A 24514-nucleotide genomic window follows, 5' to 3' on the forward strand; every position below is an offset into this window, starting at 1 on the left:
GGCCTACGCTGGCCGCGTTGGCGGCCGGCATGACGACGATCGTCGCGCTCGCGTTCCTCATCCCCCTGGGCATCGCCGTCCAGAAGGACAACCGGGAGGACGCGCTCTCCGACGCTGCCCGGCGCAGCGGGATCGTTGCCGGGGCGCTCGCGGTGACCACCGACCCGGCACAGCTCGGCGTCGCGATCGAGGCGGCCGGCGGCGACATCCACGTGCACGGCATCGAGGCCGGCGCCAAGTCGCGGGCCGCGGGGGTCGACATCGAGCGTGCCTCGGCCGGCATCGAGCCGGTGGTGGTCGACGTCGACGGCGGCGCGCTGCGGCTGGAACCGGTGCGGGTCGGCAACCGAATCGCGGTGATCGAGGTGTTCGTCGCCGACCCGGTGCTGTCGGGTGGTTCCGGGCAGACCTGGCTGCTGCTCTTCGGCATCGCGCTCGCCCTGGTCGTGGTCACCGTGATCGTGGTCGACCGGCTGGCCGGCCGGGCGGTCAGCGCGGCACGCGAGCTGGCCGCGGCCGCGGTCGGCCTCGGCGACGGCGACCTGCTGACCCGGGTCAAGCCGAGCGGGCCACGCGAGCTGGTGGAGGCCGGTTTCGCGTTCAACCGGATGGCCGAGCGGCTCAGCGTCACCCGCACCGACGAGTTCGAGCTGGTCGCGGATCTTTCACACCGCCTGCGTACGCCGCTGACGGTCTTGCGCCTCGACGCCGACGCCCTGGACTCCGACGACACCAGCATCGGCTCGTTCAGCGAGGCCGAGCTCGACCGCCGGCGCACGATCCGCCGGATCCGGCAGGCGATCGTCACGCTCGAGGGCGAGATCGACGTCCTGATCAAGACCACCCGCAAGACCATCTCGCAGGACGCCGGCCCCGGCAGCTGCGACGCGAGCGAGGTGGTCCGCGAGCGGATGGTCTTCTGGTCGCAGCTCGCCGACGACCAGAACCGCCCGCACCGGGTGGTCGGTGCGCACACCCGCATCCAGGTGCCGGTGCCGAGGGCAGAGCTCGCCGCGGCCCTCGACGCGGTGATCGGCAACGTGTTCCGCTACACGCCACAGGCCACCGCGTTCGAGGTGGCGATCTCCCGCCGCGACGGCTACGTGGCGGTCCGGGTCGACGACGCCGGCCCGGGCATCGCCAACCCGGAGCGCGCGCTGCGCCGAGGCGCCAGCGACCGGGGCTCCACCGGCCTGGGCCTCGACATCGCGAAGCGGGTCACCCTGACGGCACACGGCTCGGTCAGCATCGACCAGGCCCAGCTTGGTGGCGCGAGCGTGGTGATGCTGCTGCGCGACCCGGACGCCCCGGTGAAGCAGGTCAGCCGCTTCGGCCTGGTCGGCCGCCTGGCCCGCGAACCCGCCGCCCGCCGCCGCCAACGCCGCCGCCCGGACGACGACTAGACGATTAAGTCGTAACGGCCCGGCGTTGAAGGCCCGCTGCGGCCCATGGGGGGGTGGGCTGTTGGCCGTGGCCGATAGTCGTTCAGTCCTGCCCGTTGCCCGTTGCCCGTTGGCAGCGGGCAGCGGGCCGTGGGCCGTGGGCCGTAAGCGCTGGGCCGTGATCGTGTGAGAGCTATCTGGAAGATCCAGACCCGAAACGTTGATCGGGTGCGCCAGATCTGGTCGACACGCTGTCCCAGGACCAGACCAGCCACACCCGATCACCGCCCACACCCGTCCGAGACCAGACCAGCCACACCCGATCACGGCCCGCACCGCCAACAATCTCCCGAGTCACGACACACCCCGCCGCAGCCCCACAGCGACCAACCCGCCACCGCGGTCCGAGCCAGCCACCGACCTCCACGCACAGCCAGGACGAACGGATGCTGATCTCTGTCGTCGGTCGATAGGACTGACCCGTCCAGGGTCGCCCGCTGATCAGGAGCCGTCCGCGGGAGGCCCGCGGACTTGGCGAAGGCTAAGCGCCGGGAGGCCAGGTCCGGGCAACGCCATCGCCGGCGCCCAGCCACATCCGAGCGACGGCCGGGTGCGCGGAGGCCAATGTCCGGGCAACGCCCGGGCCAGAACCGGGCGACGGCCAACCGCGCGGAGGCCAATGTCCGGGCAACGCCCCGGCCAGAACCGGGCGACGGCCAACCGCGCGGAGGCCAATGTCCGGGCAACGCCCGGGCCAGAACCGGGCGACGGCCAACCGCGCGGAGGCCAATGTCCGGGCAACGCCCGGGCCAGAACCGGGCGAAGGCCGAATCCGCGGCGCCGGGCAAGACTCCCGGGCAAGGCCCTGGAGCCGGGACGATTCATAGGACCGTTCGCCGGCGGCTCTTCCGGAAACGATCGACCGGCGGCGATACTGGCGCGGTGAAGCTGACCCTCCGCCGCGCCGCCGGCCTGCTGATCGCCGCCCTCATCGCTCTGTTGGCCTGGTCGTCGCCGGCCTCCGCGCACGGGGGCGCGAAGATCACGGTGAACCATGACGGCAAGGGGTCGGTGTGGGTCAGCGTGACCTACGAGGACGGGCACCCGGCCGACGGGTTCGTCGACGCGACGCTGACCGCGAAGGAGGCCGACGGCTCGACCGTCGCCCCGGCCAAGATGGTCCAGTCCTCGGCGCCCGGCACCTTGGTCTACATGAGCACCCTGCCGGCCGGCGAGTGGGCCGTCACCGTCGAGTTCGGTCCGCCGATCGCCCGCACCTGCAACGCCTCGTTCCAGGTCGGCACCGGCAACAACACCCAGCAGACCAACTGCGACGCGCCGACGCCGCTCGCCGCCTCGGCGCCCGCGGGCGAGGGCGACGGTGGCGGCAACGGCATGGCGTGGGTGCTGATCGCGGTCGCCGCCGTCGGTGGCCTCGTCTGCGCGGTGCTCGCGCTCAAGCTCCGCGGCCGGCGCCAGTCGGAGCGCGACGCTACCCCCGCGCCGCAGCGCAAGCAGAAAGCGACCGCACGGAAGTAAATGCTCGGCCGGACCCGGGCGGCGCGGTCCTCCGACCATTTCCGTAAACCTTTGCCATACACGCAAATGCGCCAAGCCTTGTTGATGTTGAATGCCGAAAGGCAGGCGCGAAAACAATTTTCGGCTGAGCGACCCGCGGAACGGGAACTCCACTTCCGCATCCACCGCGGGCAGGTCGACACATTGACCTGCCCGCTGCGTACCCGTTAAACCGTCGAACGGGCGTACGCGGTGATTTCCTCGGTGATTCGGGTCTTCTCCCCGGCCGGGAGGAAAGACGCCTCCACCGCGGCGACGGCGAGCCGGGCGACACCGGCCGCGTCCAGGTCGAGCAGACGGGCGGCGACCGCGTACTCGTCGTTGAGGGTCGTCCCGAACATCGGCGGGTCGTCCGAGTTGATGTTGACCGGGACGCCGGCGGCGACCAGGGTCGGCAACGGATGCTCGTCCAGCGAGGCCACCGCGCGGGTCCGGACGTTCGACGTCGGGCTGATCTCCAGTGGGATGCCCTCCCCGGCCAGGTAGGCCATCAAGGATGGGTCCTGAGCTGCGGAAATGCCGTGGCCGACGCGCTCGGCGCCCAGCTCGCGGATCGCGTCCCAGATCGTCTCGGGGCCGGTCGTCTCGCCGGCGTGCGGCACCAGGTGCAGGCCGGCCGCCCGCGCCTTCTCGAAGTACGGCTTGAACTGCGGACGCGGCACGCCCACCTCGGGGCCGCCGAGCCCGAACGAGACCAGGCCGTCGGGGCGCTCGTCGAGGGCGATCCGCAGCGTCTCCTCCGCGGCCTCCAGCCCGGCCTCGCCGGGGATGTCGAAGCACCAGCGCAGCACGATGCCGAGCTCCTTCTCGGCGGCCAGGCGCGCGTCCTCGATGGCACCGCAGAACTCCGGGGCCGGCATGCCGCGGCGGACCGACGAGTACGGCGTCACGGTCAGCTCGGCGTAGCGGACCTGTTGGCGGGCCAGCTCACGGGCCACCTCGTACGTCAGGATCCGGACGTCCTCCGGCTCGCGGATCAGGTCGACCACCGACAGGTAGACCTCGATGAAGTGCCGGAAGTCGCGGAACTCGAAGTACGAGGCCAGGGCGTCGAGGTCGGTCGGCACCGGGGTGCTGCCGGCGTGCCGGGCGGCCAGCTCGGACACGATCCGCGGCGAGGCCGAGCCCACGTGGTGAACGTGCAGCTCGACCTTGGGCAGGCCGGCGATGAACTCGGCTAGGTCGGTCAAGAGAGTGCTCCTTGAACGTGCGCCACCACGAAGACGCGGCGGAAGGGGAAGAAGGCGCGGTCGTGGCGGATCGGATAGGCCGCCGCCAGCCGCTCACCCAGCTCGGCCCGGTAGGCGGCCCAGCCGGCCTCGTCGGCACCGAACGCCGCCCTGATCGGGCGCAGCGCCGTGCCTTCCAGCCAGGCGAGCACCGGGTGGTCGGCGGAGTTGCCGGGGAGCAGGTGCACGTAGGTAGTTTCCCAGGCGTCGACCGCGCAGGCCGAGGCCAGGGAGGCCGCGTAGTCAGTGGCGGTCGGCACAGCCATCCGTCGCGCGACCCCGGCCAACACGGGCTGCCAACGCGGCGAGCCGGCCAGCTCGTAGACCGCGTCGTGGGCCGGCGACGAGAAGTTGCCGGGCACCTGGAAGGCCAGCCACGCGCCGGCCGGCAGCGCGGCGACCCAGCGGTGCAGGAGCGCCTCGTGGTCCGGCACCCACTGCAGGGCGGCGTTGGAGACGAGCACGTCGACGCCGGGCGAGGGCATGAACTCCCGCAGGTCACCGACGGCGAAGTCGACCGGCGCACCGAGGGCCTGGGCCGACGAGATCATCGAAGCCGACGAGTCGATCCCCCGCACCAGCGCGGACGGCCAACGGGCGGCCAACGTCGCGGTCAGCGTGCCGGGACCGCACCCCAGGTCGACGACCTGGCGCGGCGCCTCGGCGGGGATTCGGGCGACCAGCTCGTGGAACGGACGCGAGCGTTCGTCACCGAACCGACCGTAAACGGCGGGGTCCCACATGAGCTGCCACCTTTCCAAACCGTACGTCCGTCTTGTTGAAGACAAGCACACACCGGGACCGCCGGCAAGGCCCTTTAAACGTTCCAGATAGGGTTCCCCCGTGGAGTACCGCGAGTTCGGCCGGATCGGCCGCGACGTGTCCGTTGTGGGCCTGGGCGCCTGGCAGCTCGGCGCCGACTGGGGCGAGGTGAGCGCCGACGACGCGCTCGCGACCCTCGACGCCGCTGTCGACGCGGGCACCACCTTCATCGACACCGCCGACGTCTACGGCGACGGCCGCAGCGAGCAGCTCATCGGGCAGTTCCTGCGCCGGCGACCGGAACAGATCATGGTGGCCACCAAGATGGGGCGGCGGGTCCCGCAGGAGCATGCCAACTACACCGCCGCCAACTTCAAGGCCTGGACCGACCGGTCGCGGGCCAACCTCGGCGTCGACCGGCTCGACCTGGTGCAGCTCCACTGCCCGCCGACCGCCGTCTTCCACGACGACGAGATCTTCGACGCGCTCGACGCACTGGTCGACAACGGCGCCATCGCCGCGTACGGCGTCAGCGTGGAGACCGTCGACCAGGCGCTCACCGCGATCGCCCGGCCCAACGTGGCCAGCGTGCAGATCATCCTGAACGCGTTCCGGCTCAAGCCGCTCGACGCGGTGCTCCCAGCGGCGAAAGACGCCGGCGTCGGCATCATCGCCCGGGTCCCGCTGGCCAGCGGGCTGCTCTCCGGCCGCTACACCGCCGAGACCACGTTCGCGGCCGACGACCACCGCAACTACAACCGCCACGGCGAGTCGTTCGACGTCGGCGAGACGTTCTCGGGCGTCGACTACGAGACCGGCCTGCGCGCTGTCGAGCGGCTCAAGCAATACGTGCCGGCCGGCATGACCATGGCCCAGTTCGCCCTCCGCTGGGTGATCGACCAGCCGGGCATGACCGTTGTGATCCCCGGCGCCCGGGGCCCTGAGCAGGCCCGCGGCAACCTGGCCACCGCCGACCTGGCGCCGCTGAGCCCGGAGGCCCTGGCCGGCGTACGAGAAACCTATGACGAGCTCATCCGGCCGGCTGTCCACGACCGGTGGTGATCGCATGACCGAGCCTTGGCGAGGGCATCATCGACAGAGCCCGCCCGGGCAGGGCGGGTCACCACGGAGCGGGGACCCGTCATGACCGGGTGGTTGCGGCTGACGCTTGGCCTGTTGGCCGTCGTCGTCGGTTTGGTGTGGACGCTGCAGGGCCTCGGCACCCTGCGGGGCAGCGTGATGTCGGGCGACGACGTCTGGGCGATCGTCGGCCCGATCGTCGCCGCGGCCGGCCTCGCGGTGCTGGTGGTCGGACTGCGCGCCCGCACCCGGGCGAAGCGGCGGTAGAACAGCGTTGAGCCCCGCATACAGGGCAGGATGCGGGGCTCACCACCGACCCGTGCGAACGGGTCGCTCACTCGGCCGGCGCATGGCCGGCGCTACGTCTGTATCGGGAAACGTCAGATGGGGCGGACCTGCTCGGCCTGCGGACCCTTCTGGCCCTGCGCGATCTCGAACTCCACCCGCTGGTTCTCCTCCAGCGTGCGGTAGCCGCTGGTCTGGATGGCCGAGAAGTGGACGAACACGTCAGCACCCCCGCCGTCAACGGTGATGAAGCCGAAGCCCTTGTCTGCGTTGAACCACTTCACGGTTCCCTGCGCCATGTGTATCTCCTTGTCGAAACTGGCGGCCGAACGCCGTGCGGCCGGTTGGCCGTTTTCGAGCAGCGGCGCCTGAGTCGGCCTCCATCTCAACGAAGGAGGTCTCTCAACCCCGATGTCTCATCAACAGCGGGGAACAGCAAACCACGTACCGAAAAACTCCGCATAGCCTACCCGACGAATTTCTCCGACATGTGATCTGCGGCGTCGGAGTTCGATACCGGAATGGCCACATCCGGGCTACGGGCATCGACGTCTCGCCCCGCGAGCGCTAGGGCCACGAGCGCCCCGATTCCACACAACACGGCCGTGGCCAGGAAAATCTCGCGATACTCCTGACGTAACGCCTCTCCGACCGCTTTTTGGTACTCGGCCAACCGCCGCGCCTGGGTCGCAGCGTCCACACCGAACCCGAGCGGCGGCACGAGGTCGCTGGTCAGCTCCTGGAAACGGTGCAGCCCCCACCCGGTCAAGGCGGCGATCCCGACCAGCATGCCGACGGTACGGGCGACGACCGCGGCGGCCGAGGCGATTCCGTGTTGCGCACTGGGCACCGCGCGAAGGACCGCCGCCGACAACGGCGCGATGACCAATCCGAGCCCCAACCCGGCGAGCACGAGGTCGGTGTCCATCCGTGGCAGCGGGCCGATCCTGGCGGCCGCGAGGTCCGCGGGCCAGTTCGCGATCAACAGGTACGCCACCGCCGCGAGCGCGAGCCCGCCGGAGGTCACGAGGCGCTCGCCGAGCCGCCGGGTGAGCAACCCGCCCAGCACCGCACCGACCGGAAGCGCGATCAGGAAGCGGGTGAGCACCAGCGCGCCGTCGAGCCCGTCGCGGCCGAGCGCGGTCTGTGCCAGCAGTTGGACGTCGACCAGCGTGACCATCAGCGCGGCACCGGCCAGCAGGTTGGCCACGAGCGCCGCCGTGAACGGACGCAGGCGCGCGCCGTCGGGATCGAGCAGCCGGGTGCGCGCCCGGGACTCCCACGCGACGAACGCGAGGACCACCAACGCCACCCCGCCGAGCGTCGGCCAGCCCCAGCTCGGCAGCACGCCCTGGTCCGGGTCGGGGTTGTAGAGCGCCACCACCAGCAGGCCCAGTGCGAGCGCCAGCAGCAGGCCGCCGACCACGTCGACCGGTTGGCGCTCGCGCCGCTCCGCGGACCTGCCCGGCAGGCCGAAGTGCACCGCGAGCGCCACGAGCGCGGCCAGCGGCAGGTTGATCCAGAAGACCCCGCGCCAACCGGCGACCGCGGCGATGACGGCGCCGTAGAGCGGCCCCAGCACGCTGCCGAGCTCCTGGGCGGCACCGACCAGGCCGAGGGCCAACGGGCGCTGCCGGACCACCAGGTCGGCGGCCAGCGCCATGGTCACCGGCAGCAGCGCACCCCCGGCCAGCCCCTGCACCGCGCGGCCGATCGCCAGCACGGTCAGGCCCGGCGCGAGCGCGGCGACCAGCGAACCGACCGCGAAGCCGGCCAGGCAGACCTGGATCACCAGACGCCGGCCGTAACGGTCCGACAGGCGGCCGAGCAGCGGCATGCCGGCGACGTAGCCCAGCAGGTAGCAGGTGACCACCGGCGTGATCCGCTCGAGCCGGTTCACCGGCACGTCGAGGTCCTTCATGATCTCGACCAGGATCGTCACGACGACGTACGCGTCGAGCGCCGCGAGCAACACCGCCACCCCGCCCGCGGAGAGGGCGAGGCGACTCCTAGACCGCGGGAACGTCGACATTGACCGGTTTCCCGAAGTCGGCGAACTTGATCAGAACGGTGCCCTTGCCCTCACCCGGCACGGCGAACCGGAGCTGGTTGACCAGCGGCTTGTCGACGCCGATCCAGACCGTGCCCGTAACGTCGCCGCTGACTCCCGGCACGAGGCCGGCCATCGCGGAGCCCTTGAAGGTCGCGTCGACCACGTAGTGCTCGACTCCGTCGAGGGTCTCGCGGCCCTTGGTGTTGCCCTCGGCGGTCGCGAGCACCGCGCCGATCCCCTTGTCCGGGTTGAGGATGGCGGTCGGGTCGTAGACCATCGCGGCCTGGGCCAGCGGCAGCTTCTGCCAGCCGGCGGTCAGCCCCTTGACGTAGAGGTAGTCGTCCTTGGCCACGAAGGACAGCTCGATCGGCATGCCGACCTGCTCGATCGTGGCGGTGCCCTGCGCGGTGCCGGTGTCGTCGATCGCGCCCTTGGCCGACCGGATCGGCAGGGCGCCGGTGTCGCCCTCGGTCGTGATGTCGAACGCGGCCGAGGTGACCGTGCGCATCTGCGTGGCGGCGTTCGCGAGCAGGGTCGAGGCCTGCGGCAGACTCGGGTCGCCGGCGGCGTCACCGTCGTCGCCGCACGCGGCCAACGAGGCCAGCGCGGTCAAGAGGACGGCGATGATGAATGTACGGGGAGGGCGCATACCGGGATGCTACTCATCCCGGTGCGGCCGTCCCCGCTAGTCGTGCGGCCAGTGCCCGGTGAACTTCCGGACGCCGGTGGCACCCGCCCGGTCGATCGAGGCTCGGATGACGGCGACGATCGCACCCTGGAGCGCGGCGGCGAGCAGGACCTCGCCCCAGCCGCGGTCCTCGTCGATCGGGTGGGGCGCGTCGCCGTGCATCGTCATCGCCCAGATCCGCTGGAACACCATCCCGGACAGCGTGCCGGCCGCGAGCCCGAGCACGATGCCGACCGGCTTGTAGTTCGCCTTGCTGATTCGCTTGGCCACTTCGGTTCCCCCCGTAGAACCTGCGGCGCGCTGGCGCGCGCTGACGCCGGCGGCCACGCAATCCCGAACGCCGCCTAGCGACGGCGTCTACGCATCACCAACAGAATGACAGCCACGGCACTCGCGGCGACGCCGATCAGCGTTGCTACCGGCACCGGATTCGGGCGCAGCGCTGCCTGGCCCCCTGGCCGGCCGCCGTTGCTGCTCATCCGGAACGCGGCCGTGCTCGCCTTGGCGCGGAAGCGGTCGCGGGCCTGGCTGGCCGAGCTCTTCATCCGCGCCTTGACGTCGGCCTTGGCCGCCAGCAGCTGGACCGTCTCACCGAGCTCGGCCCGCGTGCGGCGGATCTCCGCGCGCAGGACGGCCGGATCGGACGACGTGCTGCCGTTGCCATGGCCATGGCCGTTCGATGCTGTCATCGCCCCGCACCCCCTGAGATGCGGCCCTGGCCGTTCTTGTGGCCATTGCCGCGGAAGCCGTCCTTGACGGTCTGCACGTCGGCCTTGAGCCCCTCGGTGACGTCGGTCGGCACCGGCGGCACCGCCCGCTTCACCTGGCCCTTGCCGACGAGCGCGAACAAGCCGGCGAGAATCAGCAGGAACACACCGACGATCAGCGCGGACAGCCAGAGCGGCAGCGCGATGTCGATGGCGATCACGGCGGTGGCGATCAGCACCGCGATGCCGAAGAAGGCCAGGCCACCGGCGCCGCCGAAGAGCCCGATGCCGATGCCGGCATGCTTGCCCTTCTGCGTCAGCTCGGCCTTGGCCAGGGCGAGCTCGTCGCGGACCAACCGGGAAACCTGCTCGGTGGCACGCTGCACCAGCTCTGACGTCGACGGATCGGCGTCGGCACGGGGCGGTGCGGCGGCGTTGCGGGCGTCGACCATCGGGCCTCCTCTCACGCTTCTTACGTATGCCCTGTGCTCGCACCGGTCAATCCTCGTGTCCGGAGCGTGTCACGAGTGCATGGCGGATACCCCGCGGAACGGACATATCGCCATGATCAGTGTCTCAGACCTTGCGGTACTTCGACTGCAAGAAGCAGAACAGCGCAAAAGCGGCAATTCCGATGGCCATCAGCGTCAGCAGGATAGCGCCGTACGCCTGGCCGCGGAGGGTTTCCAGCGCCGCGTCGAGCCCGCGCGCCTTCTCCGGGTCGTAGGTGGCCGCGGCGACGACGAAGAGCACGCCGGCGATCCCGTACGCCACACCCTTGGCGCTGTAACCGGCCATGCCGAGACGCATGGCGAGCTTGCGGGTCTTCGGCGACATCTGGCCGGTCTTGAGGTGCCGGGCGAACGCCTTCTTCACCCCGTAGACGACGAGCCCGATGCCGAGGCCGGCCAGGGCCAGTCCGGCGATGATCACCACGGCCCGACCGCCGCCGCTGGACAGCAGGTCCTGCGTCTTCTGCTGCTGGCTGTCGGCCGCGGAGGTGGGCTTGCCCTGGAACACATTCCAGGCGGTGTACGCGAAGTAGGCGTACACGATCGTGCGGAACGCGGAGGCGATCCGCTCGAACACGCGTCGCTTGCCCTGCTCGTCGTTGTGGCCGATCAGCGCCTCGGAGAGCTGCCAGATCGCCATCGCGAGCAGGCCGACCGCGATCGCGATCACGAGGAACTTGCCCAGCGGCTGCTCCGCGAGCGTCATCAGCGCGCCGGACTGGTCGCCTTCGGCGGCGGGCTTCCCGAACGCGATCTGCAGCGCCAACCATGCGAACAGCAGGTGGACGATCCCGTACCCGATGAACCCGGCTCGGGTGAGTGCTTCGAGGGCCGGGCTGTTCGCGGCCCGGGACGCGGTTGACTCTGCGCGAGTGACTGCTGACATGGCGGTCAATGTGCCCCGCCATGCCAGCCTCTCAAACTCCTCAGCCGGGGTTGCGGGCGATCTGGACGGAAACCTCGTTGTCGGTGATGGACGAGAGGGAGACCTGCAGGCCGCCCACGTCGACCGCCTGGCCGCCGGTGCTCAGCGAGATCTGCTCGCCGGCCACCTCGAGGGTGACGGTGTTCGCGTCGGCCTGCACGAACTTGGCCTCCACACCGAGGATGCTGGCGTTGCCCTGGACACCCCGGTCAAAGGTGACGGTGCACTGGTCGAGGCCGCAGTTGGTGGATGCTCCTTCGGAGCTGCAGCCGGCGAGAAGGGCGCCGCCAAGGGCGAGCGCCGCGAGAAGGCTCACGGTCGTTCGTCGCGTATTCACCCGCCCAAGGGTACGGACCGGTGTCCACCCAGGAGCCGGCCCGCCGCCGCGCGCAGGGCTCGCAGCTCCCGGTCGGCCCAGCCTTCGCCGATCGAGTCGGTGCCGCGGAACGTGGGCTTGTCGACCAGGTGGAAGTGCAGGTTGGTGATGAGCCCGCGCACGGTGAGCCAGGGCAGCGCGGCGAGGTCGGCGGCGCCGAACGGGCGCACCGTGCGGTAGCCCGCGAGGAACGCCGGCCACCACGGCGTCGTGGCGACCCCGGTCAGGTCGGCGGCCCGCCAGTCCTGCGCGGCCAGGTCGAGGTCGTAGAGGACCAGCCGGTCGCCGTCGACGTGGAGGTTGTCGAGCGAGACGTCGCCGTGGCAGATCCCCCGATCGAGGTCCTCCCTGCCGAGCCGGTCCGGAAGCGCGGCGGCGAGCAGGTCGACCAGCTCGCGGTCGTCGGGCTCGAGCACGGTCCTGAGCCGTTCCACGATCGGGCCGAGCGCCGCCAGGTCGCGACGGCGCGTGGCCGGGGGCGGTTCCGCGCTCGCGTCCGTCGCTTCGTGGAACGCGGCGACGGTCCACCCGAAGTCGCCGGCCACGCGGTCGCCGATCGAGGCGCCGGGCAGTGCGCCGGGTGCCCACTCCCACAGCACGAAGGTCCGCTCCCCCTCGGGCGCGTCGTGCGTACCCGCGCGGGTTCCGTCGGTCAGCGGCACCGCCCGGACCGTCGGCACGCCGCGCTCGGCGACGTGGTCCGCGAGCAGCGCCTCCCAGTCGGCTCCCGTCGCGCCCCGGCGGTAGATCTTGAGCACCAGCGGACCCCGGCCGGTGTCCACGCGGTAGACGTCGTTGACCAGGGTGCGCAGCAGTACCGCGCCGTCGACCGGCAGGTCGTAGGCGCCGGACACGAGCGCCGCGACGGCGTCGGGGGCGAGCAGAGATCGCAGCGGGCGGATCACGAGGTAGAACTGTAGACGTGGAAACCGAGGTCAAGGACAACTCCGACAAACACCGTTTCGAGCTCACCGCGGACGGCGAGGCAGCCGGCTTCTCGGCGTACCGCCTGCGCGAGGGCGCGATCACCTTCACGCACACCGAGATCGACCCGCGCTTCGAGGGCAAGGGCCTGGGCAGCAAGCTGGCCCGCGCGGCGCTGGACGAGTCCCGCTCGCGCGGGTTGCGGGTCTACGCGCAGTGCCCGTTCATCGCCGGTTACATCGACAAGCACCCGGAATACCAGGACCTGCTGGCCACCGAATGACCATGCTGGCCATCCGCGCCGCCCGACTGTTCGACGGGACCGGCACCACCACAGACCCGATCGTGTACGTCGAGGACGGCATCGTGGCCGGCGTGACCGCCGGTGGGACCCCGCCCTCCGGTGCCGAAGTGCTCGACCTGGGCAACGTGACGCTGCTGCCCGGCCTCGTCGACGCGCACACCCACCTCGTGTTCGACGCCGGGCCGGACCCGGTCGGGCGGCTGCGCGCGGTCGACGACGACGAGTTGCTGCGCGGTGCCCGGGTGGCGGCCGTGCGAGCCCTGCACGCCGGCATCACCACGGTCCGGGATCTGGGCGACCGCGGCTACGTGGCGCGGCGCCTGCGCGCCGAGTTCGACCGGGCGCCGCACACCGGCCCGCAGGTGCTGTCGGCCGGCCCGCCGATCACCAGCCCGCGCGGCCACTGCTGGTGGCTCGGCGGCGAGACCTCCGGGGTTGACGGCATCCGGGCGGCCGTGGCCGCGCGCGCCGAGCACGGCGTGGACGTGATCAAGGTGCTGGCCACCGGCGGCGAGATCACCCCGGGCACCAAGCCGCACCTGCTCCAGATCGACCAGGCAGCGCTGTCCGCGGCCGTGGAGGAGGCACACCGGCACGGGTTGCCGGCCGCCGCGCACGCGCACAGCGCGGAGGCCATCGCGGCGGCGATCGACGCGGGTTTCGACACGATCGAGCACGGCTCGTTCCTGACCGCGTCGGGTGCCGCGCCCGACCACGACGTGATCGGCAAGCTGGCGGCGAGCGGCACGGTCGTGTCGGCCACGCTGGGCTACCTGCCCGGCGAGCCGGTGCCGGCGAGCACGGCGGCGATCTCCGCGACGCTGACCGAGATCTTCACGGCGCAGCGCGACGCCGGCGTCCAGATGATCGTCACCAGTGACGCCGGCATCGGGCCGTCGAAACCGCATGACGTGCTCCCGTACGCCGCAGAGATGTTCCTGCTCTTCGGCGACCCACCGCCGGCGGCCCTGCGCGCGGTGACCTCCGACGCGGCGGCGGCGTGCGGCTTGGGCGCGACCAAGGGGCGGGTGGCCGCGGGCTACGACGCGGACCTGCTCGCGGTGGCCGGCGACCCGACGAGCGACATCACCGCCCTGCGCGCCGTGCGGGCGGTCTTCCGCGCCGGCGTGCGGGTGCGTTAGGCCTTGACCGCGCCGTAGAGGAAGACGTCGACCAGGTCCTCGACGGCGACCGTCCGCGGGCCGGCGGGTGCGCCGACGCGGGCCGGGAAGAGCAGGCCGAGGAACGCGTGGACGAGCGTCTCGACCGGGAGCCGGAGGCGCTCCCGGTCGGGCTCGATGATCTCGGCGATGGCGGCGAACGTGGTACTCACGGACCGTTCCCGACCGCCGCCGGGCACGGGCTCGCGGCGCGGCCCGGTGTGCCCGGTGGCGTGCAGGGCGCCGAGCACCGAGCCGACCCTGGCGAAATGCGCGTCGAGCGCGTCGGCCGCGTCGACCAGGCGGACCGCGAGCGGCTGGTCGAGGGGGATCGACCCGAGCTCCTGGACGACGACGGTCGGGTCCAGCGCGGCCGCGACCACGGCCTCGAGGACGGCCTGCTTGTCGTCGAAGACGCGGAAGATGGTCGCCTCGCCGATGCCGGCCGCGCGCGCGATCTGCGCGGTGGTCACCGCCGCACCGTGCTCGGCGACCAGCGGCAACGCGGCCCGCACCACGGTCTCGCGGCGCTGCTCCGGGGTCATCCCTGGCGCGCGGCGCCGGGTCTCCGTCTCGGTCATGGGTCGACCCTAACGGAGTGAGTGCTCACTCCGCTAGTGGCTGACCCCCGCCAGCAGTTCCGCGGCCGCCAGGCCGCTCGACCGGGTCGCGCCGTGCGTCGCCAGGTGCGTCGCGCCGACCACCGCCGCCGGCACACCGAGCTCGACCACCACCGCGTCCGGGCGCAGGGTCAGCGCCGCCCGCACCAAGGTCCCCATCCACGCGTGCCGGTGCAGGTCGCGGACGACCAGCACGAGCGGGCGGCCGTCCGCGGCCGCGACCACTGTGGACGCCTCCGCGCCGTCGGTCTCGGTCAGGCGCACGGCGGTCGTGCCCGGCAGCAGCGCCGCCAACGGTGCGGCCACGCCCCACGGCGTGTCCGTGCCCGCGGCCATGTTCGCCGGCGGCGACAGCTCGACCACGTGCGGCGCCCCGGAGAGGGGCAGCGTCGGCGCGGTGCCACCGATCCTCACCGCGCGGCGGGCGGCGGCCAGCCCGACCGGCGAGCCGCCCGTGCCGTACCAGAGGCCCGGCGTCGCGCCCGCCCGCGCCGTGGCGGCCCAGGCCGCCAGGTGCTCGACCCGCTTCGCGGCCTCGATGAGCCGGTCCTCGGCCAGCTGACCAGCGACCACCGCACCGGCGATCGCCCGGCGCAGCCGCTCCGCGGTCTCCTCGTCGGCGAGCTCGCCGCCCACGCAGATCGCGTCCGCTCCGGCCGCCAGCGCGGCGACCACGCCGCCCTCGAAGCCGAAGCCGTCGACCACCGCGCGCATCTCCATGGCGTCGGTGATCACCGCGCCCTGGAAGCCGAGCTCGTCGCGCAGGAGTCCGGTCAGCACCGCGCGGCTCAGCGTGGCCGGCACGTGCGGGTCGACGGCCGGCACCAGCAGGTGGCCGGTCATCACCGCCTGGACGCCCGCCGCGATCGCGGACCGGAACGGCAGCAGCTCGACCGTGTCGAGGCCCGCCCGGTCGCGCGGGATGTGCGGCAGGTCGTGGTGCGAGTCGACGGCCGTGTCGCCGTGCCCGGGGAAGTGCTTCGCGCAGGCGGCCACCCCGGCGCCCTGCAGCCCCGCCACCCATGCCCCGGTGTGCCGGGCGACGAGCGCCGGGTCGGAGCCGAAGCTGCGTACACCGATCACCGGGTTGTCGGGGTTGTTGTTGACGTCGGCGTCCGGGGCGTAGTCGAGGTTGATGCCCACCGCGGCCAGCTCCCGACCGAGATCGCGGGCGACCTCCTCGGTGAGCGCCACGTCGTCGACCGCGCCGAGGGCCAGGTTGCCCGGCCGCGAGCTGCCGCTGCGGGACTCGAACCGCGTGACGTCGCCGGCCTCCTCGTCGAGGGCGACCAGCACGTCGGCCCGCTCCGCGCGCAGGGCGGCGGTCAGTGCGGCGATCTGCTCGGGGTCGCGGACGTTGCGGGCGAAGAGCGCCACGCCACCGAGCCCCTCCCCCAGCCACCGACGCACCCAGTCGGGCGGCGTGGTGCCCACGAACCCTGGTTGCAGAACGGTCGCGGCCAGCCGCAGCAGTTCGCCGCCAGGCTCGGTCATCTGTGCATACCCCCCGTTTGGGCCATCACCGTCCGTGCCATGGTCACACCGCCTCCGGAAATAGTCAACAAACCTTCCAGTTGTTGGCGACGCTACAGTGCCCGCATGGGGTGGGCGGCGGACAACGTGAGTTGGTACGACGTACCGGGTGTCCAGATCTTCGGTGCGATCTTCGGCACACTTATCGTCATCTATGCGATCCGGCGCATCTTCAAGTAGGGCGGCAGGCATGACCCGGCCCGGCCCGGGTACCGACGCCGCATGCGCATCGGATACTTCCTGTCGTCAGAGGAATACCCGCCGGCCGGGCTGATCGCCCAGGCCAAGGGAGCACAGCGGGCGGGCTTCGAGGCACTGTGGATCTCGGATCACTACCACCCGTGGGTTGACGCACAGGGCCAGAGCCCGCGACGACTGGCCCGAGGCCGACGTGCGGCTGGAGATGCTCGAAGAGGCCGTCGCGGTGATGCGCGAACTGTGGCAGGGCGGCGTGGTCTCCCACCGTGGCCCGCACTACACGGTCCGCAACGCGCGGATCTACACGCGGCCGTCGACACCGCCGCCGGTCTACGTGAGCGGGTTCGGGCCCAAGGCGGCGGCGCTGGCCGGGCGGATCGGCGACGGCTACGTCAGCACGATCCCCGACGCCGACCTGGTGAAGACCTTCCGGGACAGTGGCGGCGGAGACAAGCCGGCCCAGGCGGGCTTCAAGGCGGCCTTCGCCGAGACGGTCGCGGCGGGCCGGCGGATCGCCTTCGAGAAGTGGCCCAACAGCGCGGTACCCGGTGAGCTGTCCCAGATCCTGCCCACGCCGAAGCATTTCGAGCAGGCGTCGCAGTTGGCCACCGAGGAGAAGGTGGGCGAGGCGTTCGTCTGCGGTCAGGACGCCGCCGCCCATCTCGAGATGATCGACACGTACGCGCAGGCGGGCTTCGACGAGGTCTACGTCGCCAACACCGGGCCGCACTACGAAGGGCTCTTCGACCTGTACGCGTCCTCGGTCCTGCCGAAGTTGCGCCGTTGAGCGTTTCGCACCGGTGCGGCCCGGGTATCGCGGCTCGGCGATGAAAGCGACCTTCACCGCCCTGCGACTGCGCCGGGCCGCCCGCACCCTGTTCGGCTGGAAGACCCTGCGTCCCGGCCAACTCGACGCGATGCACGCGATCCTGCGCGGGCACGACGTCCTCGCCGTCATGCCCACCGGCGCCGGCAAGTCGGCGCTCTACCAGGTGCCGGCGACCCAACTGCCCGGCCCGACGGTGGTCATCTCCCCACTGCTCGCGTTGCAGCAGGACCAGATCGGCGGCCTGGAACGACGCGGCGCCGCACCCCTCAAAGCGGTGCGCGTCTCGTCGGCCGAGACCCCGAAGCAGCAGCAGGCCGCACTGGCCGCGTTGCGCGACGGCACCGCCGAGTTCCTCTTCATCACGCCGGAGCAGCTGGCGGACCCCGACCGCCTCGCCGAGGTCAAGGCGTGCAAGCCGTCGCTGGTGGCGGTCGACGAGGCGCACTGCATCTCGGCCTGGGGACACGACTTCCGCCCCGACTACCTGGCGCTCGGCCACGTCATCCGGCAGCTCGGCCGCCCGCCCGTGGTCGCGCTGACCGCGACGGCCTCGCCGCCCGTGCGTGACGACATCGTGGCCCGGCTGGACCTGCGACGCCCCAAGATCATGGTCACCGGGCTGGACCGGCCAAACCTGTTCCTGGAAGCCAACAACTGTCCGACCGAGGACTACCGCTGGCGCCGGCTCCAGGCGCTGCTGGCCGAGGGCGAGACCCCGGGGATCGTCTACGTGCCGACCCGGCGCGGCGCCGAGGAGCTGGCCGAGCGGTTGCGCGCGGCCGGCCACGAGGCCGCGCACTACCACGGCGGCATGGCGACCGGTGCGCGCGAGAAGCTGCACGAGGAGTTCCTGGCCGACAAGGTGCCGATCATGGTCGCCACGTCGGCGTTCGGGATGGGCATCGACAAGCCCAACATCCGCTGGGTGGCGCACGTCGCGCTGCCGGACTCACCGGACAGCTACCTCCAGGAGATCGGCCGCGCCGGCCGTGACGGGCTGCCCGCGCGGACCCTGCTGCTCTGGCGGGCCGAGGACGAGGGCTTGCAGCGGTACTTCACCGGCGCCCTGCCCTCCCTCGACGAGCTGCGGGACCTCGCCGCCGTGCTGCGAGCCGACGGTCCGCTCACCAAGACGGCGCTGCGCGAGCGCACGGGCCTCGGCGCCCGCAAGCTCGGCCAGCTCGTGGCCCTGCTGGAGCAGGTCGGCGGCGCCGTCACCCGGTCGGGCGGCAAGGTCGCGAGCCCGCGCTACGCTCCGCAACCGGCCGACGTCGCCACGCTCGCGATGGCGGAGGCCGAGCGCCAGCAGAACCTGTCGAAGTCACGGACGGACATGATGCGCGGCTACGCGGAGGCGCGCGGCTGCCGCGGCCAGGCCCTCCTGGCGTACTTCGGCGAGAAGATGAACCACGTCTGCGGCCACTGCGACAACTGCGTGGCCGGCCGGGCCGTCGCGGACAACGGCGCCGTCGGCCCGTTCCCGGTGCACAGCACGGTCAACCACGCCGAGTGGGGCTCCGGCATGGTGATGGGCTACGAGGAGGACCGGATGACGGTGCTCTTCGACGAAGTGGGGTACAAGACCCTGTCGGTCCCGGTGGTCTCCGAACAGGGGCTGCTGGTGGCCGAGGCCCGTTGACTAGGCTCTGTTCGACTGTTGGACGAAAGGGTGCGGGACGTGACTGACCTTCCGGTGTTCACCGAGTTCGGCTTCACCGACTCCGAGTGGGGGCTGCTCGTCGGCCTGCCCCAGTCGGTGCTGACCGCCGCGAGCGCGGCCGAGCACGACGGCACGCGCCGCACGCTGGCGGAGAGCGCGGCCGGCCTCGAGGCGATCGCCGAAGGTCGTGAGTCGCCGAGCAAGCTGGTCTCCGCCGTCGCGGTGGAGCTCGTCACCCGCGTGGGCGACCCGGAGAGCGGTGAGGAGCTGCCGGCCATCGAGCCCGCGGACCCGGCCGCCTACGCCACCGACGTGCTGGGCCGCGCCCGCGCCGCCGCCGCGCTGCTCAACGCGAAGGCCAGCGAGGGCGACGCCGGCGCCTACAAGCACTGGCTGGTGACGATCGCCGAGCAGGTGGTCACCGCGGCACCCAGCGGCGGCATCCTCGGCATCGGTGGCGACGTGGTCACCGACACGGAGCGCGTCTTCCGCGACCAGCTCGCCACGGTCCTCAACGACTGAGGTGCTGGCCTACGAGGTCCACGGGCCTCTCGACGCGCCGGTCGTGTTGCTGGGCAGCTCCCTCGGCACGACCGGCGCGATGTGGGCGCCGCAGGTCGCGGCCCTTCGTAGGCAGTTTCGCGTCGTCGCGTTCGACCATCGTGGACACGGCGGTTCGCCCGTGCCGCCCGGGCCTTACGCCCTCGACGATCTGGGCCAGGATGTGGTCGCGCTGCTCGACCACCTCGGCCTCGCGCGGGTGCACTACGCCGGGCTCTCGCTCGGCGGGATGGTCGGGATGTGGCTCGCCGCGCACGCGTCCGCACGGATAGACCGCCTGGCGTTGCTGTGCACCGCCGCCCATCTGCCACCCGCCGCCGGCTGGCACGACCGGGCCGCGACCGTGCGCGCGGCCGGGATGGGCGCGGTCGCCGACGCGGTCGTCGCGCGCTGGTTCACACCCGGATGCGACCCCGCCGACGTGGCCACCTTCACGAAGGCGCTGGTCGCGATCGACCCGGAGGGCTATGCCGGTTGCTGCGAGGCGATCGCGGCCATGGACCTGCGCCCGGTGCTGTCCCGCATCACCGCACCCACGCTGGTGATCGCCGGCGAGGACGATCCGGCCACGCCGCCCCGGCTCCTTTCGGCCATTGTGGACGCGGTCGAAGGCGCCGCCTTCGAGGTGCTGCCCGACGCCGCCCATCTGGCCAATGTGGAGCAGGCCGATCGCGTGACCGACCTGCTCCGGAGGCATTTCACAGCCGGGTGAACCGCACCGCGTCGGCGATGACGTAGCCGGTGCCGCTCGTCCACCGGCTCACGCCGACCTTGTTGCCGGCGCCGGCCGGGAGCGTGAACACGCCCAGCGGCACCCACCGGCCGCCGCCCGTGCGCTGGTCGACCGTCACCGACTGGTTGCCGGTCGTCGTCGCTACGATGTAGGGCGCCAGGTTGTTGTAGCCCGCGTCGGCCGGATACCAGACGTCGACCGCGTACGAGTCGGTCGCCGGGGTGGTCGCCGCGTACCAGGCGACGTCGCTCGACGAGACCGGGCTCGCGAAGCGGTAGTCGGCGCCGAACCGCTGCGCCGAGAAGGCCGACGTGCCCCAGTTGGCGCTCGCCGTGAAGCCCGGTCCGCTGTTGTCGACGGTAGCGGTCCACTCCTCCCCCTGTGGCGGCTCCCGCGTCGGGCTCACGTCGAGGTAGTTGCGGTCGATGTGGATCGTCACGCCGCCCCAGGTCTCGGTCACCTCACCCGCGTACTGGTGCAGCCGTTGGTGGTTCGCGTAGTGGTCGTCGGGGCAGTAGCTGCCCGCGTCGGTGTCCGCGACCCCGTTCCACCAGGCGATCCAGATCTGGTCGAGCCGGGTGTACGCGGTGTCGTCGTAAGCGGCGCAGACGTCGCGGATGCCGGAGGAGCCGCTGGAGTACATGCCGGACAGGTAGCCGCGGGTGTGCAGCCGCTCCGTCCAGCCGGACAGGAACGACAGCACGGCGGCCCTGCACGAGGCGGTCGACGGATAGTGCTCGATGTCGTTGTAGATCGTGCTGCCGAGCCCGATCCCGAGAGCCTGGGCGGCGCTGACGGCACTGTCGGCGGCGCTGCCACCCTGCGTGCGCGCGGTGGCCGGGTTGGCGGACATCTTGGGCGTACGCGTGCCGCACGGCGCCTGGTAGCCGAGCTCGATCGGAATCAACCGCCACCCGTTGGCGACCTGGTTGGCGACCCAGGTCGCGGTCAGGTTGGGCTGCGCACACGACCGACTGCCGCCGCTGATGTAGATCCCCACGGCCCGATAGGGCGAACTGGCCCGCCAGGCGTTCATAGCGGCCTGCGACGGCGCGGCACAGGTGTCGAACCCACGCCCGACAAACGTCCCAGGCTGCGGCGGGGTGGCCGCCACCGCGACTCCGGACGCGGGCACGACCAGCCACGCCGCGGCGGCGACGAACAGCGACAGAACCCGAGCGACAGTCCCGCGCATCAGCACGCTCCTTTCGAAGATTTTCTGCGCATTCACCTCGCAACGTGAAAAGTTTCTACCACAGATTCATGAACAGCGATACGTGACGAGCGCAGCGTCTGGGCCGCGCAACTGCTGCTCAACGCCGCCTGGACCCCACTGTTCTTCGGCGCCGGCCGCTACGGCCTCGCGTTCCTCGACATCTGCCTGCTCTGGCTCGCGGTCGTCGCCACCGTCGTCCTTTCCACCGCGTGCATCGCCGGGCCGCCTGGCTGCTCGTGCCCTACGCGGCCTGGGTGACCTACGCCGCCGCGCTCAACCTGGCGATCTGGCGCCTCAACGCCTGACCGCAGGCGTCGCCTCCATAACCGAGGCGTGAACAGCGCATTTCGTGTGATCCAACCGTCGGTCGGCGATGTTGACCATGATCGCCGGCGCGTGGTGGACTACCCCGGCCGGTCCTTGTTGCCAAGACTATGCAATAACCGGACCGGCGCAATATGCTACCGGCGACCTCGCCGCCACGACCCGTCACGACGGCGCCGGCGGCTCAGATCGCCTCGGGGAGGGGTCCATGAACGGTGTGGCGATGCACATCGCCAACGGCATCGTCAACTCGCAGGTCTCGGCGATCTTCGCCGCGGTCGCGGCGGCGGCGCTGGCGATCTGCGTGTGGCGCGGGCGCGCCGATCTCGACGACCGGTTGGCGCCGATGGCCGGCCTGGTCGCGGCGTTCATCTTCGCGGTCCAGATGCTCAACTTCCAGGTGCTCCCGGGCGTCTCCGGCCACCTGCTCGGCGGCACGCTGGCGGTGGTCCTGGTCGGCCCCTGGGTCGGCGCCCTCTGCGTCTCGACGGTGCTGATCATCCAGTGCCTGCTGTTCGCCGACGGCGGCCTGACCGCGCTCGGTCTCAACATCACCAACATGGCGGTGATCGGCACGGCGGCCGGCTACCTGCTCGTCGCCGGTCTGCTGCGGGTGCTGCCCAAGACGCCCCGCGGCGTCGCGGTCACCGCGTTCCTCGCCTCGGTGGTCAGCGTGGTGGTGGCGTCGCAGGCCTTCGTGGTCGAGTACGCGCTCGGCGGCACGACCCAGCTCGACCTCACCACGATCGCCGGCACGATGGCCGGTGCGCACGTCCTGATCGGCATCGGCGAGGGCCTCATCGCGGCGGTCACCGTCGCCACCGTGGCGCGGGTCCGGCCCGACCTGGTGTACGCCCTGCGCCGCTTCCGCAAGACCGCGAGCCCGGCCGGCCCGGCCGTGCCCGCCCCGGCCGTCGGAGGTGTGGCGTGAAGAAGCGTCTCGGTTGGTTCATCGCGGGCGGCCTGCTGGTCGCCGCCCTCCTGGCCGGTGTGGTCTCCAGCTTCGCCTCCTCGAGCCCCGACGGCCTCGACGCCGCCGCCCGCAAGGGCTGCACGTTCGACGCCGACGACAACATCACCGGCGGCACCTGCATGGCCCAGCAGGAGCGGGCCCACCAGCTCAAGGACAGCCCGCTGGCCGACTACGGCATCAAGGGCATCGACAACGAGTTCCTGTCGACCGGCCTGTCCGGCGTCCTCGGCGTGGCGGTCACCTTCGCGATCGGCGGCGGCGTCTTCTGGCTGGTCCGGCGCCGCGGCGGCGACGAGCACACCGACGATCGCACGACCGAAGGAGCGACGAGCGCCTGATGGGCGCCGGCCACGCTCACCCGCTCCACCTCGACCACGACAGCCGGATCCACCGGTTGCCGGCCGAGGTGAAGATCATGGCGACCCTACTGTTCACGATCGTCGTGGTGATCACTCCCCGCGAGAAGTTCATCGCCTTCGCCGGCTATGCCCTGCTTCTCGTGGGGGTGCTCGTCCTCGCCAAGGTCCCGCCGCTCTGGCTGGCCAAGCGGGCCACGATCGAGCTCCCGTTCGTCCTGCTCGCCATCGCCCTGCCCTTCGCGGGGCACGGCGAGCGGGTCGACTGGCTCGGCATGTCGCTGTCGATCGACGGCCTGCACGGTGCCTGGAACATCTTCGCCAAGGGCACCCTCGGCGTGCTGGCCTCGCTGCTGCTCGCGGCCACCACCACCGCCCGCGACCTGCTGCTGGGCCTGGACCGGCTACGCTGCCCGCAGGTCTTCACGCAGATCGCGACTTTCATGCTCAGATACCTCGACATCCTCGCCGACGACGCCCGCCGGATGCGCGTCGCGCGCCTCTCCCGCGGCTACGACCCGCGCTTCCTGTGGCAGGTCAAGGCGTTCGCGGTGGGCGTGGGCGCGTTGTTCATCCGGTCCTACGAGCGCGGCGAACGCGTCTACCTGGCCATGGTCGCCCGCGGCTACTCCGGCCGCCTTCCCCGCCCGGAAGGACCAGGAGCCACGACCGCCGACTGGGTACGCTCCGCGACCCTCCCGATCGCGGCCGGCGCCATCGCCCTGGTGGCGGTGCTGGCATGACCGCCTCGCTGACGATCAACGGGTTGCACTTCGCCTACCCCGACGGGCGGGAGGTGCTGCACGGGGTCGACCTGACCGTCGGCGCCGGTGAGCGGGTCGCGTTGCTCGGTCCCAACGGCGCCGGGAAGACCACGCTCGTGCTGCACCTCAACGGCATCCTGCACGCGGGCTCGGGATCCGGCGCGGGCACCGTCGACGTCGCCGGCCTGACCGTGAACCCGGCCGACCGGGCCGGCATCGCCGAGATCCGGCGCCGGGTCGGCATCGTCTTCCAGGACCCGGACGACCAGCTCTTCATGCCGACGGTCGCGGAAGATGTCGGCTTCGGCCCGGCCAACCTCGGTCTCAAGGGCGAGGAGCTGAGACAACGGGTCGACGAGGCGCTCGCCGCGGTCGGCATGACGGAGCACCGGGACCAGGTGCCGCACCACCTCTCGTTCGGCCAGCGCCGCCGGGTCGCGGTCGCCACCGTGCTCGCGATGCGACCGGAGATCCTGGTCCTCGACGAGCCGTCGTCCAACCTGGACCCCGCCAGCCGGCGGGAGCTCGCCGAGATCCTGCGGTCCCTGCCGGTCACCGTGCTGATGGTCACGCACGACCTGCCGTACGCGCTGGAGCTCTGCCCTCGCTCGGTGATCCTCGACGGAGGTCGCATCGCGGCCGACGGCAAGACGGCGGACCTGCTCGGCGACGCCGACCTGATGCGCGGCCACCGCCTCGAGCTGCCGTTCGGCTTCGACCCGGCCTTCGCCGCCGCCCAGCTGCCGTAGAAGAGGGCCCGCCGAAGCGGGCCCTCTCAGAAA

General features: G+C 71.8%; 28 protein-coding genes and 1 pseudogene. 15 read left to right on the top strand and 14 right to left on the bottom strand.

The genetic code is table 11. From position 1 onward, the window contains the following. Positions 1-29 precede the first annotated feature (29 nt). Both AB0J88_RS16300 and AB0J88_RS16305 read left to right on the top strand, forming a co-directional pair. The gene (locus tag AB0J88_RS16300; protein WP_364344053.1) at positions 30-1403 is read left to right on the top strand and encodes a HAMP domain-containing sensor histidine kinase; all 1374 of its coding nucleotides are present in this window, start codon (positions 30-32) and stop codon (positions 1401-1403) included. A gap of 921 nt (positions 1404-2324) precedes the next feature. Next, complete coding sequence (locus AB0J88_RS16305) at positions 2325-2921, top strand: hypothetical protein (RefSeq protein WP_364344050.1); 597 nt, start codon at positions 2325-2327, stop codon at positions 2919-2921. A 206-nt stretch (positions 2922-3127) separates the two neighbouring features. On the opposite strand, the gene AB0J88_RS16310 is transcribed toward AB0J88_RS16305, so the two are convergent. After that, positions 3128-4150 carry an adenosine deaminase gene (locus tag AB0J88_RS16310; protein ID WP_364344047.1) on the bottom strand — a complete coding sequence of 341 codons (1023 nt, stop codon included), beginning with the start codon at positions 4148-4150 and terminating at the stop codon, positions 3128-3130. Then, positions 4147-4932, bottom strand: a complete 786-nt coding sequence (locus AB0J88_RS16315; protein WP_364344044.1) for a trans-aconitate 2-methyltransferase — start codon at positions 4930-4932, stop codon at positions 4147-4149. The genes AB0J88_RS16310 and AB0J88_RS16315 overlap by 4 nt, the downstream gene beginning before the upstream one ends. Before the next feature lie 100 nt (positions 4933-5032). Here AB0J88_RS16315 and AB0J88_RS16320 point away from each other — a divergent pair, with 100 nt between their 5' ends. After that, positions 5033-6013 (top strand): aldo/keto reductase, encoded by a 981-nt coding sequence (locus AB0J88_RS16320; protein ID WP_364344041.1) that lies wholly within the window; start codon positions 5033-5035, stop codon positions 6011-6013. A gap of 81 nt (positions 6014-6094) precedes the next feature. Further along, positions 6095-6298 carry a hypothetical protein gene (locus AB0J88_RS16325; RefSeq protein ID WP_364344038.1) on the top strand — a complete coding sequence of 68 codons (204 nt, stop codon included), beginning with the start codon at positions 6095-6097 and terminating at the stop codon, positions 6296-6298. A gap of 113 nt (positions 6299-6411) precedes the next feature. On the opposite strand, the gene AB0J88_RS16330 is transcribed toward AB0J88_RS16325, so the two are convergent. The 9 genes from AB0J88_RS16330 to AB0J88_RS16370 form a co-directional block, all read right to left on the bottom strand. Beyond that, a complete protein-coding gene (locus AB0J88_RS16330; RefSeq protein ID WP_007075740.1) occupies positions 6412-6615 on the bottom strand; it encodes a cold-shock protein in 204 nt (67 codons plus the stop codon). Between the two features lie 167 nt (positions 6616-6782). After that, a complete protein-coding gene (locus AB0J88_RS16335) occupies positions 6783-8297 on the bottom strand; it encodes an MFS transporter (protein ID WP_364344033.1) in 1515 nt (504 codons plus the stop codon). 28 nt (positions 8298-8325) lie between these two features. Further along, positions 8326-9018 (bottom strand): LppX_LprAFG lipoprotein, encoded by a 693-nt coding sequence (locus tag AB0J88_RS16340; protein ID WP_364344030.1) that lies wholly within the window; start codon positions 9016-9018, stop codon positions 8326-8328. A 36-nt stretch (positions 9019-9054) separates the two neighbouring features. Beyond that, a complete protein-coding gene (locus AB0J88_RS16345) occupies positions 9055-9327 on the bottom strand; it encodes a DUF4235 domain-containing protein (protein WP_364344027.1) in 273 nt (90 codons plus the stop codon). A gap of 74 nt (positions 9328-9401) precedes the next feature. Continuing rightward, positions 9402-9746 (bottom strand): DUF3618 domain-containing protein, encoded by a 345-nt coding sequence (locus tag AB0J88_RS16350; RefSeq protein WP_364344024.1) that lies wholly within the window; start codon positions 9744-9746, stop codon positions 9402-9404. Beyond that, a complete protein-coding gene (locus AB0J88_RS16355) occupies positions 9743-10216 on the bottom strand; it encodes a phage holin family protein (RefSeq protein ID WP_364344021.1) in 474 nt (157 codons plus the stop codon). Before AB0J88_RS16355 ends, AB0J88_RS16350 begins: the two co-directional genes overlap by 4 nt. 124 nt (positions 10217-10340) lie before the next feature. Beyond that, entirely contained in the window at positions 10341-11162 is an 822-nt protein-coding gene (locus AB0J88_RS16360) for a DUF1206 domain-containing protein (RefSeq protein WP_364344018.1), read from the bottom strand. A 40-nt stretch (positions 11163-11202) separates the two neighbouring features. Then, on the bottom strand, positions 11203-11538 hold the full coding sequence (locus AB0J88_RS16365; protein ID WP_364344016.1) for a hypothetical protein: 336 nt from the start codon (positions 11536-11538) through the stop codon (positions 11203-11205). Then, positions 11535-12482 (bottom strand): phosphotransferase, encoded by a 948-nt coding sequence (locus tag AB0J88_RS16370; RefSeq protein ID WP_364344013.1) that lies wholly within the window; start codon positions 12480-12482, stop codon positions 11535-11537. Before AB0J88_RS16370 ends, AB0J88_RS16365 begins: the two co-directional genes overlap by 4 nt. A gap of 17 nt (positions 12483-12499) precedes the next feature. Here AB0J88_RS16370 and AB0J88_RS16375 point away from each other — a divergent pair, with 17 nt between their 5' ends. Together AB0J88_RS16375 and AB0J88_RS16380 are read left to right on the top strand one after the other, a co-directional pair. Beyond that, positions 12500-12784, top strand: a complete 285-nt coding sequence (locus tag AB0J88_RS16375; RefSeq protein WP_364344010.1) for a GNAT family N-acetyltransferase — start codon at positions 12500-12502, stop codon at positions 12782-12784. A gap of 2 nt (positions 12785-12786) precedes the next feature. Continuing rightward, positions 12787-13947 carry an amidohydrolase family protein gene (locus AB0J88_RS16380; RefSeq protein WP_364344007.1) on the top strand — a complete coding sequence of 387 codons (1161 nt, stop codon included), beginning with the start codon at positions 12787-12789 and terminating at the stop codon, positions 13945-13947. On the opposite strand, the gene AB0J88_RS16385 is transcribed toward AB0J88_RS16380, so the two are convergent. Both AB0J88_RS16385 and AB0J88_RS16390 read right to left on the bottom strand, forming a co-directional pair. Next, complete coding sequence (locus AB0J88_RS16385; protein WP_364344004.1) at positions 13944-14546, bottom strand: helix-turn-helix domain-containing protein; 603 nt, start codon at positions 14544-14546, stop codon at positions 13944-13946. The genes AB0J88_RS16380 and AB0J88_RS16385 overlap by 4 nt on opposite strands. 33 nt (positions 14547-14579) lie before the next feature. After that, a complete protein-coding gene (locus AB0J88_RS16390; protein WP_364344002.1) occupies positions 14580-16079 on the bottom strand; it encodes a glycoside hydrolase family 3 protein in 1500 nt (499 codons plus the stop codon). A gap of 385 nt (positions 16080-16464) precedes the next feature. Between AB0J88_RS16390 and AB0J88_RS16395 the strand changes: the two genes are divergently transcribed. From AB0J88_RS16395 to pcaD, 4 genes are read left to right on the top strand one after another with little or no spacing between them, the layout of a single operon-like run. After that, a complete protein-coding gene (locus tag AB0J88_RS16395) occupies positions 16465-17103 on the top strand; it encodes a TIGR03557 family F420-dependent LLM class oxidoreductase (protein ID WP_364343999.1) in 639 nt (212 codons plus the stop codon). Positions 17104-17143: 40 nt separating this feature from the next. After that, positions 17144-18784 (top strand): ATP-dependent DNA helicase RecQ, encoded by a 1641-nt coding sequence (locus tag AB0J88_RS16400; protein WP_364343996.1) that lies wholly within the window; start codon positions 17144-17146, stop codon positions 18782-18784. Between the two features lie 39 nt (positions 18785-18823). Beyond that, complete coding sequence (locus tag AB0J88_RS16405; protein ID WP_364343993.1) at positions 18824-19327, top strand: hypothetical protein; 504 nt, start codon at positions 18824-18826, stop codon at positions 19325-19327. Position 19328: 1 nt separating this feature from the next. Continuing rightward, positions 19329-20078 (top strand): 3-oxoadipate enol-lactonase, encoded by a 750-nt coding sequence (gene pcaD, locus AB0J88_RS16410; RefSeq protein WP_364343990.1) that lies wholly within the window; start codon positions 19329-19331, stop codon positions 20076-20078. Here pcaD and AB0J88_RS16415 read toward each other — a convergent pair. Next, positions 20065-21294, bottom strand: a complete 1230-nt coding sequence (locus AB0J88_RS16415) for a glycoside hydrolase domain-containing protein (protein WP_364343987.1) — start codon at positions 21292-21294, stop codon at positions 20065-20067. The two genes, pcaD and AB0J88_RS16415, sit on opposite strands and share 14 nt — an antisense overlap. Before the next feature lie 96 nt (positions 21295-21390). On the opposite strand from AB0J88_RS16415, the pseudogene AB0J88_RS16420 reads away from it, so the two are divergent. The 5 genes and pseudogenes from AB0J88_RS16420 to AB0J88_RS16440 all read left to right on the top strand — a co-directional run. Further along, a pseudogene (locus AB0J88_RS16420) lies at positions 21391-21620 on the top strand (TspO/MBR family protein); the annotation flags it as partial. Between the two features lie 227 nt (positions 21621-21847). Continuing rightward, the gene (locus AB0J88_RS16425) at positions 21848-22570 is read left to right on the top strand and encodes an energy-coupling factor ABC transporter permease (RefSeq protein WP_364343984.1); all 723 of its coding nucleotides are present in this window, start codon (positions 21848-21850) and stop codon (positions 22568-22570) included. Further along, complete coding sequence (locus AB0J88_RS16430; RefSeq protein WP_364343981.1) at positions 22567-22950, top strand: PDGLE domain-containing protein; 384 nt, start codon at positions 22567-22569, stop codon at positions 22948-22950. The genes AB0J88_RS16425 and AB0J88_RS16430 overlap by 4 nt, the downstream gene beginning before the upstream one ends. Beyond that, entirely contained in the window at positions 22950-23711 is a 762-nt protein-coding gene (gene cbiQ / locus AB0J88_RS16435) for a cobalt ECF transporter T component CbiQ (RefSeq protein WP_364343978.1), read from the top strand. Before AB0J88_RS16430 ends, cbiQ begins: the two co-directional genes overlap by 1 nt. Beyond that, the gene (locus tag AB0J88_RS16440; protein WP_364343975.1) at positions 23708-24481 is read left to right on the top strand and encodes an ABC transporter ATP-binding protein; all 774 of its coding nucleotides are present in this window, start codon (positions 23708-23710) and stop codon (positions 24479-24481) included. Before cbiQ ends, AB0J88_RS16440 begins: the two co-directional genes overlap by 4 nt. Positions 24482-24514 lie beyond the last annotated feature (33 nt).

This window comes from Asanoa sp. NPDC049475 (assembly GCF_040676915.1).
Taxonomy (GTDB): Bacteria; Actinomycetota; Actinomycetes; order Mycobacteriales; family Micromonosporaceae; genus Asanoa.

Coding starts and splice junctions, on each gene's coding strand:
- AB0J88_RS16425 (WP_364343984.1), top strand. CDS start 21,848: ATGAACGGTGTGGCGATGCACATCGCCAACGGCATCGTCAACTCGCAG.
- AB0J88_RS16325 (WP_364344038.1), top strand. CDS start 6,095: ATGACCGGGTGGTTGCGGCTGACGCTTGGCCTGTTGGCCGTCGTCGTC.
- AB0J88_RS16385 (WP_364344004.1), bottom strand. CDS start 14,546: ATGACCGAGACGGAGACCCGGCGCCGCGCGCCAGGGATGACCCCGGAG.
- AB0J88_RS16300 (WP_364344053.1), top strand. CDS start 30: ATGACGACGATCGTCGCGCTCGCGTTCCTCATCCCCCTGGGCATCGCC.
- AB0J88_RS16360 (WP_364344018.1), bottom strand. CDS start 11,162: ATGTCAGCAGTCACTCGCGCAGAGTCAACCGCGTCCCGGGCCGCGAAC.
- AB0J88_RS16415 (WP_364343987.1), bottom strand. CDS start 21,294: ATGCGCGGGACTGTCGCTCGGGTTCTGTCGCTGTTCGTCGCCGCCGCG.
- AB0J88_RS16380 (WP_364344007.1), top strand. CDS start 12,787: ATGCTGGCCATCCGCGCCGCCCGACTGTTCGACGGGACCGGCACCACC.
- AB0J88_RS16315 (WP_364344044.1), bottom strand. CDS start 4,932: ATGTGGGACCCCGCCGTTTACGGTCGGTTCGGTGACGAACGCTCGCGT.
- AB0J88_RS16440 (WP_364343975.1), top strand. CDS start 23,708: ATGACCGCCTCGCTGACGATCAACGGGTTGCACTTCGCCTACCCCGAC.
- AB0J88_RS16330 (WP_007075740.1), bottom strand. CDS start 6,615: ATGGCGCAGGGAACCGTGAAGTGGTTCAACGCAGACAAGGGCTTCGGC.
- AB0J88_RS16340 (WP_364344030.1), bottom strand. CDS start 9,018: ATGCGCCCTCCCCGTACATTCATCATCGCCGTCCTCTTGACCGCGCTG.
- cbiQ (WP_364343978.1), top strand. CDS start 22,950: ATGGGCGCCGGCCACGCTCACCCGCTCCACCTCGACCACGACAGCCGG.
- AB0J88_RS16390 (WP_364344002.1), bottom strand. CDS start 16,079: ATGACCGAGCCTGGCGGCGAACTGCTGCGGCTGGCCGCGACCGTTCTG.
- AB0J88_RS16355 (WP_364344021.1), bottom strand. CDS start 10,216: ATGGTCGACGCCCGCAACGCCGCCGCACCGCCCCGTGCCGACGCCGAT.
- AB0J88_RS16400 (WP_364343996.1), top strand. CDS start 17,144: ATGAAAGCGACCTTCACCGCCCTGCGACTGCGCCGGGCCGCCCGCACC.
- AB0J88_RS16350 (WP_364344024.1), bottom strand. CDS start 9,746: ATGACAGCATCGAACGGCCATGGCCATGGCAACGGCAGCACGTCGTCC.